The 14171-nt window shown below is 71.5% G+C and carries 16 protein-coding genes; 11 read left to right on the top strand and 5 right to left on the bottom strand.

Translation table 11 applies throughout. The annotated features are described in order from the left end of the window. Positions 1-85: 85 nt before the first annotated feature. On the top strand, positions 86-325 hold the full coding sequence (locus ABH925_RS23955; RefSeq protein WP_370150897.1) for a hypothetical protein: 240 nt from the start codon (positions 86-88) through the stop codon (positions 323-325). 22 nt (positions 326-347) lie between these two features. Here the strand turns inward: ABH925_RS23955 and ABH925_RS23950 are convergent, their stop codons facing one another. Beyond that, on the bottom strand, positions 348-818 hold the full coding sequence (locus ABH925_RS23950; RefSeq protein WP_370150896.1) for an SPW repeat protein: 471 nt from the start codon (positions 816-818) through the stop codon (positions 348-350). Positions 819-1142: 324 nt separating this feature from the next. On the opposite strand from ABH925_RS23950, the gene ABH925_RS23945 reads away from it, so the two are divergent. The 5 genes from ABH925_RS23945 to ABH925_RS23925 all read left to right on the top strand — a co-directional run bounded on the left by ABH925_RS23945 (position 1143) and on the right by ABH925_RS23925 (position 4553). After that, positions 1143-2162: an LD-carboxypeptidase gene (locus ABH925_RS23945; protein ID WP_370150905.1), complete on the top strand. Its 1020-nt coding sequence runs from the start codon at positions 1143-1145 to the stop codon at positions 2160-2162. Positions 2163-2286: 124 nt separating this feature from the next. Then, complete coding sequence (locus tag ABH925_RS23940; protein WP_370150895.1) at positions 2287-2991, top strand: RICIN domain-containing protein; 705 nt, start codon at positions 2287-2289, stop codon at positions 2989-2991. 150 nt (positions 2992-3141) lie between these two features. Next, complete coding sequence (locus tag ABH925_RS23935) at positions 3142-3837, top strand: hypothetical protein (RefSeq protein ID WP_370150894.1); 696 nt, start codon at positions 3142-3144, stop codon at positions 3835-3837. Continuing rightward, positions 3834-4190 (top strand): winged helix-turn-helix domain-containing protein, encoded by a 357-nt coding sequence (locus ABH925_RS23930; RefSeq protein ID WP_370150893.1) that lies wholly within the window; start codon positions 3834-3836, stop codon positions 4188-4190. The genes ABH925_RS23935 and ABH925_RS23930 overlap by 4 nt, the downstream gene beginning before the upstream one ends. A 192-nt stretch (positions 4191-4382) precedes the next feature. Continuing rightward, positions 4383-4553 (top strand): hypothetical protein, encoded by a 171-nt coding sequence (locus tag ABH925_RS23925; RefSeq protein WP_370150892.1) that lies wholly within the window; start codon positions 4383-4385, stop codon positions 4551-4553. 43 nt (positions 4554-4596) lie between these two features. Here ABH925_RS23925 and ABH925_RS23920 read toward each other — a convergent pair whose 3' ends face one another. Further along, positions 4597-5547 (bottom strand): helix-turn-helix domain-containing protein, encoded by a 951-nt coding sequence (locus ABH925_RS23920; RefSeq protein ID WP_370150891.1) that lies wholly within the window; start codon positions 5545-5547, stop codon positions 4597-4599. Between the two features lie 96 nt (positions 5548-5643). Here ABH925_RS23920 and ABH925_RS23915 point away from each other — a divergent pair, with 96 nt between their 5' ends. From ABH925_RS23915 to ABH925_RS23905, 3 genes are all read left to right on the top strand, one after another. After that, positions 5644-6699 (top strand): trans-acting enoyl reductase family protein, encoded by a 1056-nt coding sequence (locus ABH925_RS23915; RefSeq protein WP_370150890.1) that lies wholly within the window; start codon positions 5644-5646, stop codon positions 6697-6699. Between the two features lie 287 nt (positions 6700-6986). Continuing rightward, positions 6987-7340 (top strand): ArsR/SmtB family transcription factor, encoded by a 354-nt coding sequence (locus ABH925_RS23910; RefSeq protein WP_370150889.1) that lies wholly within the window; start codon positions 6987-6989, stop codon positions 7338-7340. 125 nt (positions 7341-7465) lie between these two features. Next, on the top strand, positions 7466-9112 hold the full coding sequence (locus ABH925_RS23905) for an LCP family protein (RefSeq protein WP_370150888.1): 1647 nt from the start codon (positions 7466-7468) through the stop codon (positions 9110-9112). 47 nt (positions 9113-9159) lie between these two features. Here ABH925_RS23905 and ABH925_RS23900 read toward each other — a convergent pair whose 3' ends face one another. Further along, positions 9160-9852, bottom strand: a complete 693-nt coding sequence (locus ABH925_RS23900) for a hypothetical protein (protein WP_370150886.1) — start codon at positions 9850-9852, stop codon at positions 9160-9162. A gap of 109 nt (positions 9853-9961) precedes the next feature. After that, entirely contained in the window at positions 9962-10132 is a 171-nt protein-coding gene (locus tag ABH925_RS23895; protein WP_370150885.1) for a hypothetical protein, read from the bottom strand. A 41-nt stretch (positions 10133-10173) separates the two neighbouring features. Here ABH925_RS23895 and ABH925_RS23890 point away from each other — a divergent pair, with 41 nt between their 5' ends. Next, complete coding sequence (locus ABH925_RS23890) at positions 10174-10842, top strand: Type 1 glutamine amidotransferase-like domain-containing protein (protein WP_370150884.1); 669 nt, start codon at positions 10174-10176, stop codon at positions 10840-10842. A 201-nt stretch (positions 10843-11043) separates the two neighbouring features. After that, positions 11044-11439 (top strand): DUF6299 family protein, encoded by a 396-nt coding sequence (locus ABH925_RS23885; RefSeq protein ID WP_370150883.1) that lies wholly within the window; start codon positions 11044-11046, stop codon positions 11437-11439. 26 nt (positions 11440-11465) lie between these two features. Here ABH925_RS23885 and hrpB read toward each other — a convergent pair whose 3' ends face one another. Continuing rightward, entirely contained in the window at positions 11466-14078 is a 2613-nt protein-coding gene (gene hrpB, locus ABH925_RS23880) for an ATP-dependent helicase HrpB (RefSeq protein WP_370150882.1), read from the bottom strand. Positions 14079-14171: the final 93 nt, after the last annotated feature.

Genomic DNA, 14171 nt, shown 5'->3' with positions numbered 1-14171 from the left:
CTCAGCCCCGTCGCCTACGAGCAGCGCCAATCAGCTACCCTGACACTCGCCGCATAACCACACAAACCCGTGTCCACCATCCGGGGTGAAGCCCCAGCCGCCTCGTGCATCGGCTGGGCGTCCGCGGCGAGCAGCACCAGCCCCGGTCGCCGACCGGGTCGGCTACCGGCAGCACACGCTCTGGCTCAGCCCGGAGGAACTGGACGAACTGATCGGCGACCTTCGCGCGGCCATCATGCCCAGACTGGCCAACCGTCCGAGCCCCGAGCGGGCGCAGTACCTGCTGAGTCCGATCCAGTTCCCCTTGGAGGCCCCGCCGCAGTAGGCCGAGCGGCCGGCCGCCGGGGTCAGGCGCGGCTCTCCAGGCGCTGGGAGAGCCGCTCGGAGATCCTCAGCGAGAACATGCTGTAGAGGGCCAGCAACACCAGCACTCCCCCGGTCACCCAGTCGGCGACCGCCGCCTGTCCCGCCTCCGCCGTCTTGGTGTAGCCGACCGCGAAGGGGGCGGCGACAAGCCACACGCCGGACAGCAGCAGGACCACGTCGCTCACCCTTGAGGGGTAGACGAGCAGGCGGGACATGCCGTTGAAGACGACCACGATGCCGACCATGACCTCGTTCAGGTGGGCGTTCTGGGCCTGCGCGGTCGTCGGGTAGTCGAGCGCCCAGATCGTCGTGAACAGCCAGACCCCGATCACCACCAGCAGGTAGCCGAGAGCCTGGCGCTGGTCCGCCCACCACGCGGGCCGGGGCGGGGTGATGAACCTGGGCACCGGACTGACGGCGGCGCCGGCACGGGGGGACGTCACAAGAGCCATGGACTGCTCCGGATTCTGATCGTAGGGCCGCGTGCAGCAGCGTCGCAGACCTGCCACCGGGCGATCTCTTGCATTATGGCTCGCCCCCGATCACCGCGCCCGACGAGCCGACCGGTCCCGGACGACGTGGGGCCCTCCGGACCACCTGCCGGTCTCCGGGACGAGGCGGCGGCGCGTTCCCAGCGCGCTCGGGCACCGGCAGGTCCTGCCTCTGTACGGTGGCACCGTCATCGAGGTCGTCAGGAGTCGATTGCCGTGTCCGCTGTACCCGCCGTCGCCGTGCCATCCGTGCCATCCGTGCCCACTGCGCCGTCCGTATCCGCCGTGCCGTCCGTACCCGCTGCGCCGTCCGTGCCCGCGCTCAGGCGCCCGCCCCGACTCGCCGCCGGGGACCGGGTCGCGGTGGTCGCACCCAGCGGCAGCGTCCGCGCGGACCGGCTGGAGCGGGGCGTCGCGGTCCTGGAGTCCTGGGGGCTGCGGGTCGAGGTGCTGCCGCACGTCCTGGCCGGCGACCCGTTGCTGCGCTATCTCGCCGCCCCGGACGCCGACCGGGCGGCGGACCTGCAGCGGGCCTGGCTGGACCCGGACGTCGCCGCTGTCATCTGCGCCCGCGGCGGCTACGGCACGCAGCGGATGCTGGACCTGCTCGACTGGGACGCGATGAGCGCCCCGGAACTGCGCAAGCCCTTCGTCGGCTACAGCGACGCCACCGCGCTGCACGAGGCCTTCGCGACCCGGCTCGGCCTGTCCACGCTGTACGGGCCGATGGCGGCGGCCGCGGTGTTCGGTGCGGACCAGCAGACCGCCGACCATCTGCGGCGGACCCTGTTCGAACCCGAGAGCGTGCGGCTGCTGACCTCTCCCACCGCCGAGTGCCTGGTGCCCGGCCGGGCGCACGGGGTCACCGCCGGCGGCTGCCTCACCCTGCTCGCGGCCGAACGCGGCACCGCGCACGCCCGCGCCGACTTCGCCGGCTCGATCCTGCTGCTGGAGGACGTCGACGAGGACCTCTACGCCCTCGACCGGCTGCTCACCCAGCTGCTGCGCTCGGGGGCGCTGACCGGCGTGGCGGGCATCGCCCTGGGCTCCTGGCAGGACTGCCGTCCCCCACACCTGATCAAGGACCTGATGGCGGAACGGCTGGCTCCGCTGGGCGTCCCGGTGCTGTGGGAACTCGGCTTCGGCCACGGCCCGACCAGCCTCACCGTCCCGCTCGGCCTCCCCGCGACCCTGGACGCGGACGCCGGCACGCTCGAACTGGACGTCCCGGCACTCGGGCACAGGGCTGACGGTGTCTCACAACCCGCGTCCCACACCTCACAAATCGTCAGGTCAGTGCTGTGAGACGGTCGTTCGCGTCTCACGATGCCCGATAGCGGTCGATCGAGGCAGCTCCGTGCGTGCACCGTGGACCCTGTGCCGCGACGATCCGCGGCGCACTCCTCGTCCAGCAACGGAAGGCCGACCCATGCTCAACCTCAGGAGGGCCGCCGCGGCTCTCGCGGCCGTCGCCACGCTCACCGTGCTCGGGGCGGCCGCGCCGGCCGGCGCCGCGACCACCTCCGGCACCGCAGCGGCCTCCGCCGCCCCGGCCGCCCCGGCGCCGGCCCGGTCGGCCGCGACCCCGGCCCCGACCGCCCCGGCCGGCACGACCGGAGGGCCTCGGACCATTCACGTCGGATCGCTCACGATCACCGGCACACTCACCCCGCTGAGCGGCAAGCAGGCCAAGGCCCGGCCGATGGGCTGCTGCAACCCGGTCGGCATCGTCAACTACAACAGTGGCAAGTGCCTGGAGACCTACCACTCGGCGACCAACGACGGCGCCACTGTCGACCAGTGGGACTGCAACGGCAGCAACACCCAGCTGTGGTACCAGAACGAGGTCTCGACCTACGCCGGCTACCCCGTCTACACGCTGCAGAACTCCAACAGCTTCGAGTGCCTGGAGGTCTACCACTCGGCCCAGACCAACGGTTCCAAGGTCGACCAGTGGTCGTGCAACGGCACCCAGACCCAGGAGTGGATCTACATCAGCATCAACGGGTCGGACAAGTACGTGAACGTCAACACCGGCAAGCTGCTTGAGGTCTACAACTCCTCGACCGCCGACGGTGCGGCCGTCGACCAGTGGACCGACAACGGCTCCGCCACCCAGCACTGGCACGGCTGACCCCCACCCCCGCAGCGGCCTCGCTCCCCCACGGCGAGGCCGCTGCCCCATGTCCCTCCATGAGCATATTCCGTCTTGTGCAAATCAGTTTGCGATGCAAAGCTGATGGTACGGCAGAGAGCCGGGCACCATCGAGGGCCGGGGGAATCCATGGACGAGGAAGCGGCGGCGCACGAGCTCCTGGGGATGACGAGGGCGGCGGTGCGGCGCACGCGCGCGGCCAGGCGCGGGTTCTGGTTCCCCCTGGTCCTGTTCGGGGTGCTGGTGATCGCGGCGACGCCCTGGTACCGGACGCCCACGCCTGCGTGCGGCGCAGGCCTCTGCACCATCTCCCGCGCGGGGGACGTCTGGGCCGCGACCCTCTACTGGCTGGTCGCCGGTGGCATCGGCTACGCCATCACCGTCGGCTACTACCGCTGGCACGCGGCCCGGGTGGGCGTGGCCGGCCGCGTGTGGCCCTACATCGCGACGGGCGTGGGCCTGCTGGCCGTGACCGTTGCGTGCACTCCCGGCGTCGACAACGGTCTACTGCGGGGCCCGTGGCAGAACCTCGCGCCGTTCGAGGCGCTGCACGGGATGATGCCCCTGCTTGCGGTCGCCCTCGGGCTCTTCGTCCTGGCGCGGCTGGAGCGCAGTCTCCCGCTCATGGTCTTCGCCGCGTTCTTCCTGGCCGTGTCTCTGGTCGCGAACCTCTACGACGTGCAGAACCTGACCGCGCAGGTCGGCTGGATGCCCTCTGACCAGTGGCATCTCCTGCCCAACCTGTGGCTGGCGGGCCTCACCCTGCTGCTGGGCGGGCTGGGTTTCGGGCTGCCCGACCTGTTGCGCCGCCGGAGGAGCGTATGAACCACCCCACCCAGGACCTGGACGACATGGTCCACCAACGGGCACGCCTCGGGATCCTGGCGGTCCTCCACGAAACCCCGCGCGTGGACTTCTCCTTCCTGCGCGAGGTACTGGACCTGACTGCGGGAAACCTCTCCCGCCACCTGCAGGTGCTGGAGGAAGCCGGACTGGTCGTGGTGGACAAGGGCTACGAGGGGCGCCGGGCGCGCACCTGGGTGCGGATCACCCGCAACGGGCGCGCGGAGTTCGGGAAGGAGATCGCGCGCCTCAGGGAGCTCATCCGACGGGTTGACGCCAGCATGGGCGACGAGCCGGGGGCCACCGACGCGGAACCACCTGCCCAGCAGGACTGATCACACCCCGGCACAGGCCCGGCCGAGGACGAGGCGAGCTCACGGGGCCGGGCGCGGTGGGACACCCGGGGCCTGCGCCTGGCTGGAGCTGGGGCAGGCGATCACATCGATGGGCCGTCCGGTGGAGTCGGCGGCGCGGCGCGGACAGATAGTCAGATTTCCTGATGAAGATGAGCGACGGCAGGCCCATCGATGACCCAGACCGTCAAGCCGCAGCGTCACCGCCGCCCCCTCCCGCCCCACCTGGCCGAAACCGGTGCCCGTACCGTCCCGCTCGCGGCAGCGGCCGCCAGCGCGACACTGCTGGCCGGCGCCGCACTGACCGTGACCGCCAACCGACTCCGGCGTCGCAGAACGTGGTGACCGACCGTCACCCGATAGCGCCGACCGGCCAGTTGTCCCGCTCTCAGAGGGCGGGCCTCGCGCTGCGAAACGAGCGCCGGTAGGTGTCGGGCGGGACCCCGACGATCCGTTTGAACTGGCGCCGAAGCGTCGTGGCGGTGCCCATGCCGGTGGCGACCGCCACCTCCTCGACGCTGGCGTCCGTGGCCTCCAGCAACTCCTGGGCGCGGCGTACACGTTGGGCCAGCAGCCACTGAATCGGCGTCTGGCCGATCACCGACTGGAACTGCCGACCGAGATTGCGCGGACTGGTGTGCGCCCTGCGCGCCAGGTCGGTCACCGTCAGCGGCTGGTCCAGCCGTTGCTGGACCCAGGAGAACAGGTGCGACAGCACGTGGTCGCCCCTGACCTGCATCGGCGTGGCCACGAACTGGGCCTGACCGCCGGGCCGGTGCGGCGGCATGACAAGGCGACGGGCGACGGAGTTGGCGATGGCGGCGCCGTGGTCGAGGTGGATCAGGTGCAGGCAGAGATCCACGGCTGCGGCCTTGCCCGCAGCCGTGAGCACGCTGCCGTTGTCCGTGTACAGCACGTCCGGGTCGACCACCGCCAGCGGATGACGGGCACTCAGCTCCGCGGCATGAGCCCAGTGGGTGGTGGCCCGTCGGCCGTCCAGCAGGCCCGCGGCGCCGAGCACGAACGCTCCGGTGCAGAGGGAGGCAACCCGGGCACCCGACTCGTGAGCCGCGCGGACGGCGTCGACCACCTCCGCCGGCGGCGGATCGTCGATGTCGGCGCACGCGGGCACGATCACGGTGTCGGCGCCGGTCAAACCCTCCAGCCCGCGGTCGGGCTCGACCGTGAACGGGCCGACCCGCACCGGCCCCGGCCCGCAGAGCAGCACGTCGTACCAGCCCGCCGTGGCTTCGCGCGGGGGATTGCCGAAGATCTCGTAGGCCACCGCCAACTCGAGGTGCAGCAGGCGGCCGACGGCCGGTATCGCGACAGTGGGCATGTCCGAAAGTGTACGCATGACGTCGTTCCGGACCATCACCGTCGGGCCCCGCCGGCGGCCAGACTGGACTCAACAGCACATCGAGATCGGGGAATCATGAGTACAGCGGGCGCGGTAGTGGTCTATGGCGCGACTGGGCACACCGGTCGCTTCGTCGTCGCCGAACTTCTGCGGCGTGGCATCGCCACGGTCATCTCCGGTCGTGACGCGGCCCGGTTGGAGGTGCTGGCCGCCGAGTGGGGCGAGGTGGCGGCGCGGCCGGCCACCGTGGACGACGCGGGTTCGCTGGACCGCGCCCTCGCCGGAGCGGTGGCGGTCATCAACTGCGCCGGACCCTTCGCGGTGACGGCCGGCCCGCTCGTCGAGGCGGCCCTGCGCGCGGGGATCCCGTACGTCGACGTCGCGGCGGAGATCGAGGCGAACGTCTCGATGTTCGCCGACTACGCGGAAGCGGCCCGAAAGGCGGGCATCCCCGTGGTTCCGGCCATGGCTTTCTACGGCGGGCTCGGTGACCTGCTGGTGACCGCGGCGCTGGGAGAGGCGACCACCGCTGATCTGGCGCACGTCGCGTACGGGCTGAGCAGCTGGCATCCCACGGAGGGCACCCGGGCGGCGGGGCAGGTGTCGCACCAGCGTCGCGCGGGCCGTCGGGTGCGGTTCGCGGACGGCGCGTTGCAGTACCACGACGACGCGGCCTGGGAGCAGGACTGGGTCTTTCCGGAGCCGCTGGGCCGGCGGACGGTGATCGCCGAGTTCACCATGGCCGATGTCGTCACCATTCCGAGCCACCTGGCCGTGTCCGAGGTCCGCACCCACATGACCGTCGAGGCCGCGAGGGACCTGGCCGGGGAGGACACGCCGGCGCCGGAGCCGGTCGACGACCTGGGGCGGTCGGACCAGACCTTCGTCGTCGACGTCCTGGTCCGCGCCGGTGGTGTCGAGCGACGCGCCACGGCCCGTGGCCAGGACATCTACGCGGTCACCGCGCCGCTGGCGGTGGAGGCCGTCCAGCGCATCCTGACCGGGCGGACCCGCACCACGGGCGTGGCCTCGGCCGGCGCGATGTTCGACGCGGCGGACTTCCTCCGGGCACTGTCCCCGTACCTGTCGGTCGAGCTCCGGTCCGGAAGTGCGGAGACCGTGGACGCATAACGGTTGAGCAACGGCTCGCGGCCGGGCATCTGCCGGCCGGCGGGCCAACACCCTTGCCGTTGAGGTTGACCTGTCCCGTTCTGTCGGAATTGTCGAGCAACGATCCGAGGCAGAGCGCTGTCTGAACGCGGCCGTTGCTTGCTATGTTGCGCAACCATGCAACTGACAGTGCCCCTCGGACGTCGGTGCCGGCGTGAGCATGCGGCCGGCCGCCCCGGGACAGAGGCGGCACGCGTCGGCCGGACCCGGCGGCGGACCTCGCACGAAGCAAGGGGCGGTACCCACAGGTGAGCCTGACGACCGTAGACCAGCCTGAGGAGATCTTCCAGCAGGCGGTGGACACGTTCGAGCTGCTGGGTTCCGCCCCACGCCTTCGCATCGTCTGGGAACTCTCCCGCGCCGAACGCGACGTGAGCAGCCTGGCAGCGCAGCTCGGCAAGTCGCTCGCCGTGGTGAGTCGGCACCTGACCAAACTCAGGCTCGCCGGCCTGGTGAGCGTGCGCACCCAGGGCCGCTACCAGGTCTACACGGTCGAGGATGCCTGGGTGATCGAGATCGTGCACCGCATGATGGAGAACCTGGTGCGCCGTCGCGACGAGGACGACGGCGATCACGGGGCCGATCCCCCGCGACAGTTGTGACCGGGGAGCATTAATCATTCTCTTGCGCAAGTGTGCAACCATACTGCCTCTTGCTGCGTCACTTCAGCATTGAATCAACAAGGATCGGCGGCGGGCTCGCGGCGGGTCGAGTGGGAGGAATCAGCGTGAGCAGGCGTCACGGCGGGACTACGCAGAGTGCGGACTCCTCCCCCATAGCCGACCCGATAGCCGACGCCGGACCCGGGCGGTCCGGCTCGGGTCACCGGGCCGGTTCGGCCCGCTCCCGGCGACGCAAGGTCGTGCGCTCCCGCAGGTACAAGGTGCTGCGCATCGTCGCGATCGTCACCGCGGGGGTGGTGCTGCTCACCGCCGGTGTCGGGGCGTACCTCTACACGCATCTGGTCGGCAACATCAACACCGTCAGCCTGGGGAACCTGAAGAACCAGCCCGCCGCGGCGCAAGCCGATGCGCAGGGCAACACCCCGGAGAACATCCTGGTGCTGGGCTCGCAGACGCGTGACGGCCAGCACGGGGTGAACCTGGGCAACGCCACCAAGCTGGGCACCAACATCTCCGACACCGCGATGCTGGTGCACATGAGCGCGGAGAAGCAGTGGGCCACGGTCGTCTCCATCCCCCGCGACCTGCTGGTACCCCGCCCGGAATGCCAGGGACGCACCGATCCCGACGTCACCGTCCCCGCCACCGACAAGGCCATGTTCGACCTGGCGATGAACCTCGGCGGACCCGCCTGCGCGGTGGCCACGGTCGAGCAGATGACCGGGGTCCGGATCGACCACTTCGTCGAGGTCACCTTCAACGCACTGCAGGACATGACCAACGCCGTGCACGGTGTGCAGGTGTGCGTGCCGCCGCCGGGCATCAACGACCCCAACTACAGCGGCCTGGTGCTGGGTCCGGGGATGCACACCGTCAGCGGCGCCCAGGCGCTGGAGTTCGTCCGCGACCGGCACGGCGTGGGCGACGGCACCGACCTGGGACGCATCCAGTACCAGCAGATGTTCGTCTCCTCGCTGTTCACCAAGCTGACCAGCAACGGCACGCTGTCCAACCCGCTCACCCTCTACAGCATCGCCCAGGCGGTGACCAGCAACCTGACCGTCGACAGCGGCCTCAAGTCCCTTCCGGCGATGGTCTCGCTGGCCGGCAGCGTCAAGAACCTCAAGAACCACTACATCCAGATGATCACCGCCCCCTGGGAGTGGCCGCCGGCCTCCGACACCGCCGACAACGGCCGCGTCCTGCCCGGCCAGGGCTTCGACCAGGTCTGGGCCGACCTGCGCAACGACCAGCCCCTGCCCGGCTCCAACGCCGCCAAGACCTACGGCACCTCCGCCACCGCAGCCCCCACCACACCCGCCAGTGCCGCGGCGACCGCGGTCCCGCTGACCACGCTCACCGTCCAGGTCTTCAACGGCACCATCACGCCCAACCTGGCGACCGACGCGACCGCCAACCTCAAGGCCCTGGGCGTGAAGGCAAGCATCGGCCACAGCGGCTACAGCGGTTACGCGCAGACCGAGATCCTCTACCCGGCAGGCCGGCAGGCCCAGGCCCAGGCCCTCGCCGCGCAGGTGGCCGGGGCCGTACTCAAGCAGAGTTCGAGCGTCAGCACGCTGACCCTCGTCCTGGGCCAGAACGACCCCGCCAACCTCAAGGGCGCGCCGGCGACCACCACGAGCTCCGGGAGCAAGGCACCCGCACCGTCGATCAGCGCGGAGAGCCGCTCGGGCGACCAGAACATCTGCTCCAGCCTGCCCACCCCGGTCAGCTACGGCGGCCACCCGTAGTTCCAGCCCGGCCGGAGCCGGGCTGGAACGCAGAACGATGAGTCAGCTCACACGGCGCACTGGCTCATCCACGACGGCGGCGAGGTGTAACCGAGGAACGGCGCGTAGACGTAGGCGCCGGTCTGGTCCCCGTACTGGTCGTTGTTGGACGACAGGAACCACAGCGTCGAGGTGCCCGGGCCGATGTTGTTGCCCCAGACGTAGCACTGACCGTAGACGAACTGGCCGGGGTTGAGGTCGGGGCCGTTCTTTGCGTACGGCCCCGAGGGAATGATGCACACGTTCCAGACGGCGCAGGAGTACTGGCCGAGGTGGTGCGGGGACTGGATCTGGAACCAGCCTCCGTTGCTTTCGCACGTCGGCAGCCAGTTGGCGGCTTGGCTGCCGTCGAGGAACGGTGCGAACACCCAGCCGGTCAGGACCACGTCGCCGACGCCGACGCGGATGGAACTGGCCTGGTACCAGGTTGCCGAGGCGCCGCCGAAGCCGACGCCGGTCGTCTTGCAGACCACGTACGCGCCGTCGTGCCCGCCGGGGCGGAGGTCCACGTAGCCTTTGGTCGGGTTCTTCGGGGCGTTCACGTCCGGGCGGACGTAGAGTCCGACGCCCCAGGTGTTGCCGGTGGCAACGAACGTGCCCCCGCTGTTCGCCGAGGCGACACCGGTCGGAATGAGCAGACCGGCCGCGACGATCACGGCCGCGAACAGCGCCTGGATCAGATGACGGATCGAAGTGCGCACACTCTCCCCCTCGTAGACGCGCACGAGGGTCACCCCTACTGCGTGCCCCCGCAACGCACCACCGAGCCTAGTCGCGGACCCCGGCATTCAGCAGGGGTACGACGGCACGTCAACTCGGAGTATCCAGCTCCGAGTTGACGCCTGCCCGGACGATCCGGCCGGCCCCGCCCTGACCGGCGTTGGTGGAGACGGTCTGCTGAACGCTCGCGCCCGTCGAGGGGTCGATCCGCTGGATCTCGGCGAAGTACCCGGTCGGGCTCTGTGTGGCGTAGACCGACACAGTGCGTTGCGCGCACCTGTCAGCCGTGATTGGCTCGCCCGATGAAGCTTCTGTTGACGTCGAGCGGCCTGCGCAACGAGACACTTCGGGAGGCGCTGCGGGACCTGCTGGGAAAGCCGTTCGAGTCGGCGAACATCGTGTACGTTCCCACGGCGTCCGTCGCGGAGTCCGGAGACCACGGGTGGTTCGTGGCGGATTTGATGCGACTGTATGGCCTTGGTTGGCGGGAGTTCGACATCCTGGAGCTGAACGGCCTGCCTCGGCAGATGGTGCTCGACCGGCTGCTGCATGCCGACGTCGTCTATGTCGAGGGCGGCAGCCACTACCACCTCGCACGCAGCATCACCGGCAACGACCTGGCCGACGGCTTCATGGAAGCGCTGGAGAGCCGGGTCTACGTGGGGGTGAGCGCCGGATCGATGATCTTCAGCCGGAACCTCACTGAACGCTCCGCCGACGTCATCGGGGACGCCGCAGACCTGCACGTGCTCGGTGCGACGACCGTGAAGCCGCCGTTCGGTCTCTTCGACTGGTATCTGAAGCCGCATCTGTCCTCACCGGATTTCCCGGAGCGGGACGACGTCTGGGCTGATCGCATCGTCGCACGGGCGAACTTCCCGATCTACTTCATCGACGATGAGACGGCCATTCGCGTCAGTGACGACAAGGTGGATGTCATCTCCGAAGGTCGGTGGCGGTTTCATCCGTAGGGCACAGAGGCCCCGGGCGACGTGGGCCGATGGCGTCTGCCGTGACGTTCGTGTGGCCCGCGCGTTGATCAGTTCGTGGTCGGCGCCGTGGCTCACCGGAGGTGGGCCGGCGTGGGGTGCCGCGTACCACTACACGGACGTAAGGGAGATCTGCCAGTGCGAGGACGGCTCATTGCCACCGGGGTGTCTGGTGTGGCGGGCGTGCTTCTTCTGACGGTGACCCCCGGGCCGGCCGGCGCCACCGCGGCCGGGGCGGTCTCCGCGGACCAGAGCGGGACGGTCGCCGGCGACGGGACGGTGACCCTCTCCGGTACGTACCGCTGTTCGCCGCTGACCGGCCCCGGCCCGGTCTTCGTGTCCAGCAGCGTCGGCACGGGGTCCGTGCGGCACGGCATCGGCGGTACGGCGGCGACCTGCGACGGCGCCGAGCACAGCTGGGTGAACCGTGAAAGGCCCGCGGACGGGACGAAGATGACGCCGGGTCCCACCGAGATCGAAGCGACTCTGGTGCACCTGGACACGCGCGGTGGCCTTCCCCTGCCGGACATCATCGCGACCGACCAGCACCAGATCGACCTGCTGCCGGCCAAGGGCTGACAGGCCGGACGCACGGGCGGGTCCGACTACTTGCGCGGGTTCAGCCGGCGGGTCGGTTCGGCGGTCGACGGGTCCTCTGGCCACGGGTGGCGCGGGTAGCGGCCCCGCAGGTCGGCGCGGACGGCGCGGTAGCCCTCGCGCCAGAACAAGGCCAGGTCTCCGGTGACCGCCGCCGGCCGACCGGCCGGGGAGAGCAGATGAACCGTCAGCGGGACGCGTCCGTCGGCCAGTGCGGGCGCCGCGCTCCAGCCGAACAGCTCCTGGAGCTTGACGGCCAGCACCGGGCGGTCCCCGGAGTAGTCGACCCGGATCCGGGAGCCCGACGGGACGGTGATCCGGTCCGGGGCGAGCTCGTCGAGCCGCCCGGCCGCGCCCGTCGCCCACGGGAGCAGCCGGGGCAGCGCCGTCCGCGGGTCCAGTCGTTCCAGGTCGGCGCGGCGGCGGGCGCGGGACAGCTCCGGTTCCAGCCAGTCGGCTGCGCTCGCCTCCAGCGCCTCGTCGCTGACGTCCGGCCAGGGCGCGCCCAGTGAACGGTGCAGGAACGCCAGCCGCTGCCGTAGGCCGGTCGCCTCGGCGGACCAGGTCAGCAGCTCGCCGACACTCTCCCGGGCGAGGCCGTCCAGCAGCGCCGCACGTACCAGCGCGGGGTCCGGTGCGGTCAGCGCGGCGGAGGAGAGCTCGATGGCACCCAGCGACTCGACCCGCCGCCCGGCCACATCGCCCCGGCGTGCGCCTGCCGGTACCGCCCAGAGCACTTCCTCACGGACCGTCAGCAGGGAGGCGGCCGCTCGGCGCGCGCCGCTCTCGTCGAGCCCGGCGGCCCGCTGCACCCGGGCCGAGGGAGAGCCCGCAGGACGGTCGGCGACGGCGACCGCCAGCCATTCGGTACCGGTCAGGGCGGAGCCGGCGGTGATTGCGGCGGCAGTGCCCGAGGTCATCAGATAGGAGGTCGGATCCGAACTGCGGGCGCGGGCGATGCGTTCCGGGAACGCCAGGGCGACGACCAGGCCGGCGGCGGCAGCGTCGGTGATGCCGGCCGTGCCGGTGGTGCCGGCCGTGCCGGTGGTGTCGGCCGTTGGGTCGTGCCGTCCGCTCGGCCGCTGCCCGGAGTTGGCGTGCCGACCGGTGCGCAGGTGCTGCCCGAGTCGGCGCACCTCCTCGCGCCAGCGCGCCGCGTACGGGTCCCGGCTCGTCCGCACCGTCCGCCACACCGCGGTGAGGTCGTCGCCGAGTGCCCGCGGCGGCTCCTCGGACAGCAGCGCGACCAGCTCGCCTGCCCGCCGCTCCCCCACCAGGGCCGCGCCGTCGAGGAGCGCCCGGGCGAGCCGGGGGTGCAGCCCGGTCCTGGTGATCAGCCGACCGCGCTCGGTGGCCCGCCCCTGGGCGTCCACCGCACCCAGGGCGAGCAGGGACTGCCGGGCCACCGCCATCGCACCGGCCGGCGGCGGGTCGGGCAGGGCCAGGCCCCGCGCGTCCGGATCGCCCCAGCAGGCTGCCTGCAGGGCGAAGGAGGTGAGGTCGGCCAGCTGGATCTCCGGTGTGGGCTGGGCCCGGGACCGGGCATCCTCGACCTCGGCCCAGCACCGGTAGACCGTGCCGGGGGCCTCCCGCCCGGCCCGCCCCGCCCGCTGCCGTCCGGTGGCCAGCGAGGCCCGTACGGTGACCAGGCTGGACAACCCCCGCGCATGGTCGGTGCGCGGCTCGCGGGCCAGTCCGCAGTCGACGACCGAGCGGACGCCGGGCACCGTCAGCGAGGACTCGGCGACCGAGGTCGACAGCACGACCCGGCGCCGACCGCCCGCGCTGAGCGCCGCGTCCTGCACGGAGCGGTCCGCCCGTCCGTGCAACTGCAGCACCTCGGCCACGCCGCCGAGCAGCACCGCGACCCTGGCGATCTCACCCGCGCCGGGCAGGAAGCACAGCACGTCCCCGTCGCGTTCGCTCAGCGCCCGGCGGACGGTCGCGGCGACGTGTTCCAGCAGCGCGGGGTCGGTTCGGGTGCCCTGCGGTGGGCGCACCGGGCGCGGCGGCGGTGCCCAGACGGTCTCCACGGGGTAGGCGACACCCTGTGCCCGCACGACCGGCGCGGGGCCGTCCGCCCCGCCCAGCAGCTCGGCCCAGGCCGCGGTGTCCGAGGTGGCGGAGGCGCAGACCAGGTGCAGCTCGGGGCGCAGCGTCGCACGGACGTCGAGCAGGAAGGCCAGCGCGGTGTCCGCGTCGAGGTGGCGTTCATGGCACTCGTCCAGCAGGACGACGTCGACGCCCCGGAGTTCGGGGTCGCGTTGCAGGCGCTGCAGCAGCACGCCGGTGGTGACCACCTCGACCACGGTCTCGGGGCCCACCCGTCGCTCGCCGCGCATGCTGTGCCCGATCCTCCCGGCGGTGCCGGGGTCCTCGCCCAGCAGCCAGGCCATCCGCCGCGCGGCGGCCCTGACCGCCAGTCGGCGCGGCTCGGCCACCAGCACGCTGCGCGGCGGCCCGGGCACGTCCTGTACCAGCCCGGCCAGGACCAGCGGGACCAGCGTGGTCTTGCCGGTACCGGGCGGCGCCGCGAGCACTGCCGTACCGCGCCGCTCCAGGGCTCGTTGCAGCTCCGGGACGGCGGCGCGGACGGGAAGATCGAGCCAGGCGGGGTTCACCCGAGCAGTCTCGCTGATCGGACGGCCGCAGCGCGAAACCCTCGGCACGACGCCCGGACGCCACCAGCGACCCGTGCGGTCTTGGGCTGGGCC

Origin of the sequence: Streptacidiphilus sp. EB129 (assembly GCF_041262645.1) — a bacterium.
Lineage (GTDB): Bacteria > Actinomycetota > Actinomycetes > Streptomycetales > Streptomycetaceae > Streptacidiphilus.
Note: the sequence above shows the minus strand (reverse complement) of the source record. Positions and strands in the feature narration are given on the sequence as shown.

Excerpts from the sequence above, each read along its gene's own strand:
- ABH925_RS23950 (WP_370150896.1), bottom strand. The coding sequence starts at position 818 with ATGGCTCTTGTGACGTCCCCCCGTGCCGGCGCCGCCGTCAGTCCGGTG.
- ABH925_RS23940 (WP_370150895.1), top strand. The coding sequence starts at position 2,287 with ATGCTCAACCTCAGGAGGGCCGCCGCGGCTCTCGCGGCCGTCGCCACG.
- ABH925_RS23935 (WP_370150894.1), top strand. The coding sequence starts at position 3,142 with ATGGACGAGGAAGCGGCGGCGCACGAGCTCCTGGGGATGACGAGGGCG.
- ABH925_RS23930 (WP_370150893.1), top strand. The coding sequence starts at position 3,834 with ATGAACCACCCCACCCAGGACCTGGACGACATGGTCCACCAACGGGCA.
- ABH925_RS23925 (WP_370150892.1), top strand. The coding sequence starts at position 4,383 with ATGACCCAGACCGTCAAGCCGCAGCGTCACCGCCGCCCCCTCCCGCCC.
- ABH925_RS23920 (WP_370150891.1), bottom strand. The coding sequence starts at position 5,547 with ATGCCCACTGTCGCGATACCGGCCGTCGGCCGCCTGCTGCACCTCGAG.
- ABH925_RS23915 (WP_370150890.1), top strand. The coding sequence starts at position 5,644 with ATGAGTACAGCGGGCGCGGTAGTGGTCTATGGCGCGACTGGGCACACC.
- ABH925_RS23890 (WP_370150884.1), top strand. The coding sequence starts at position 10,174 with ATGAAGCTTCTGTTGACGTCGAGCGGCCTGCGCAACGAGACACTTCGG.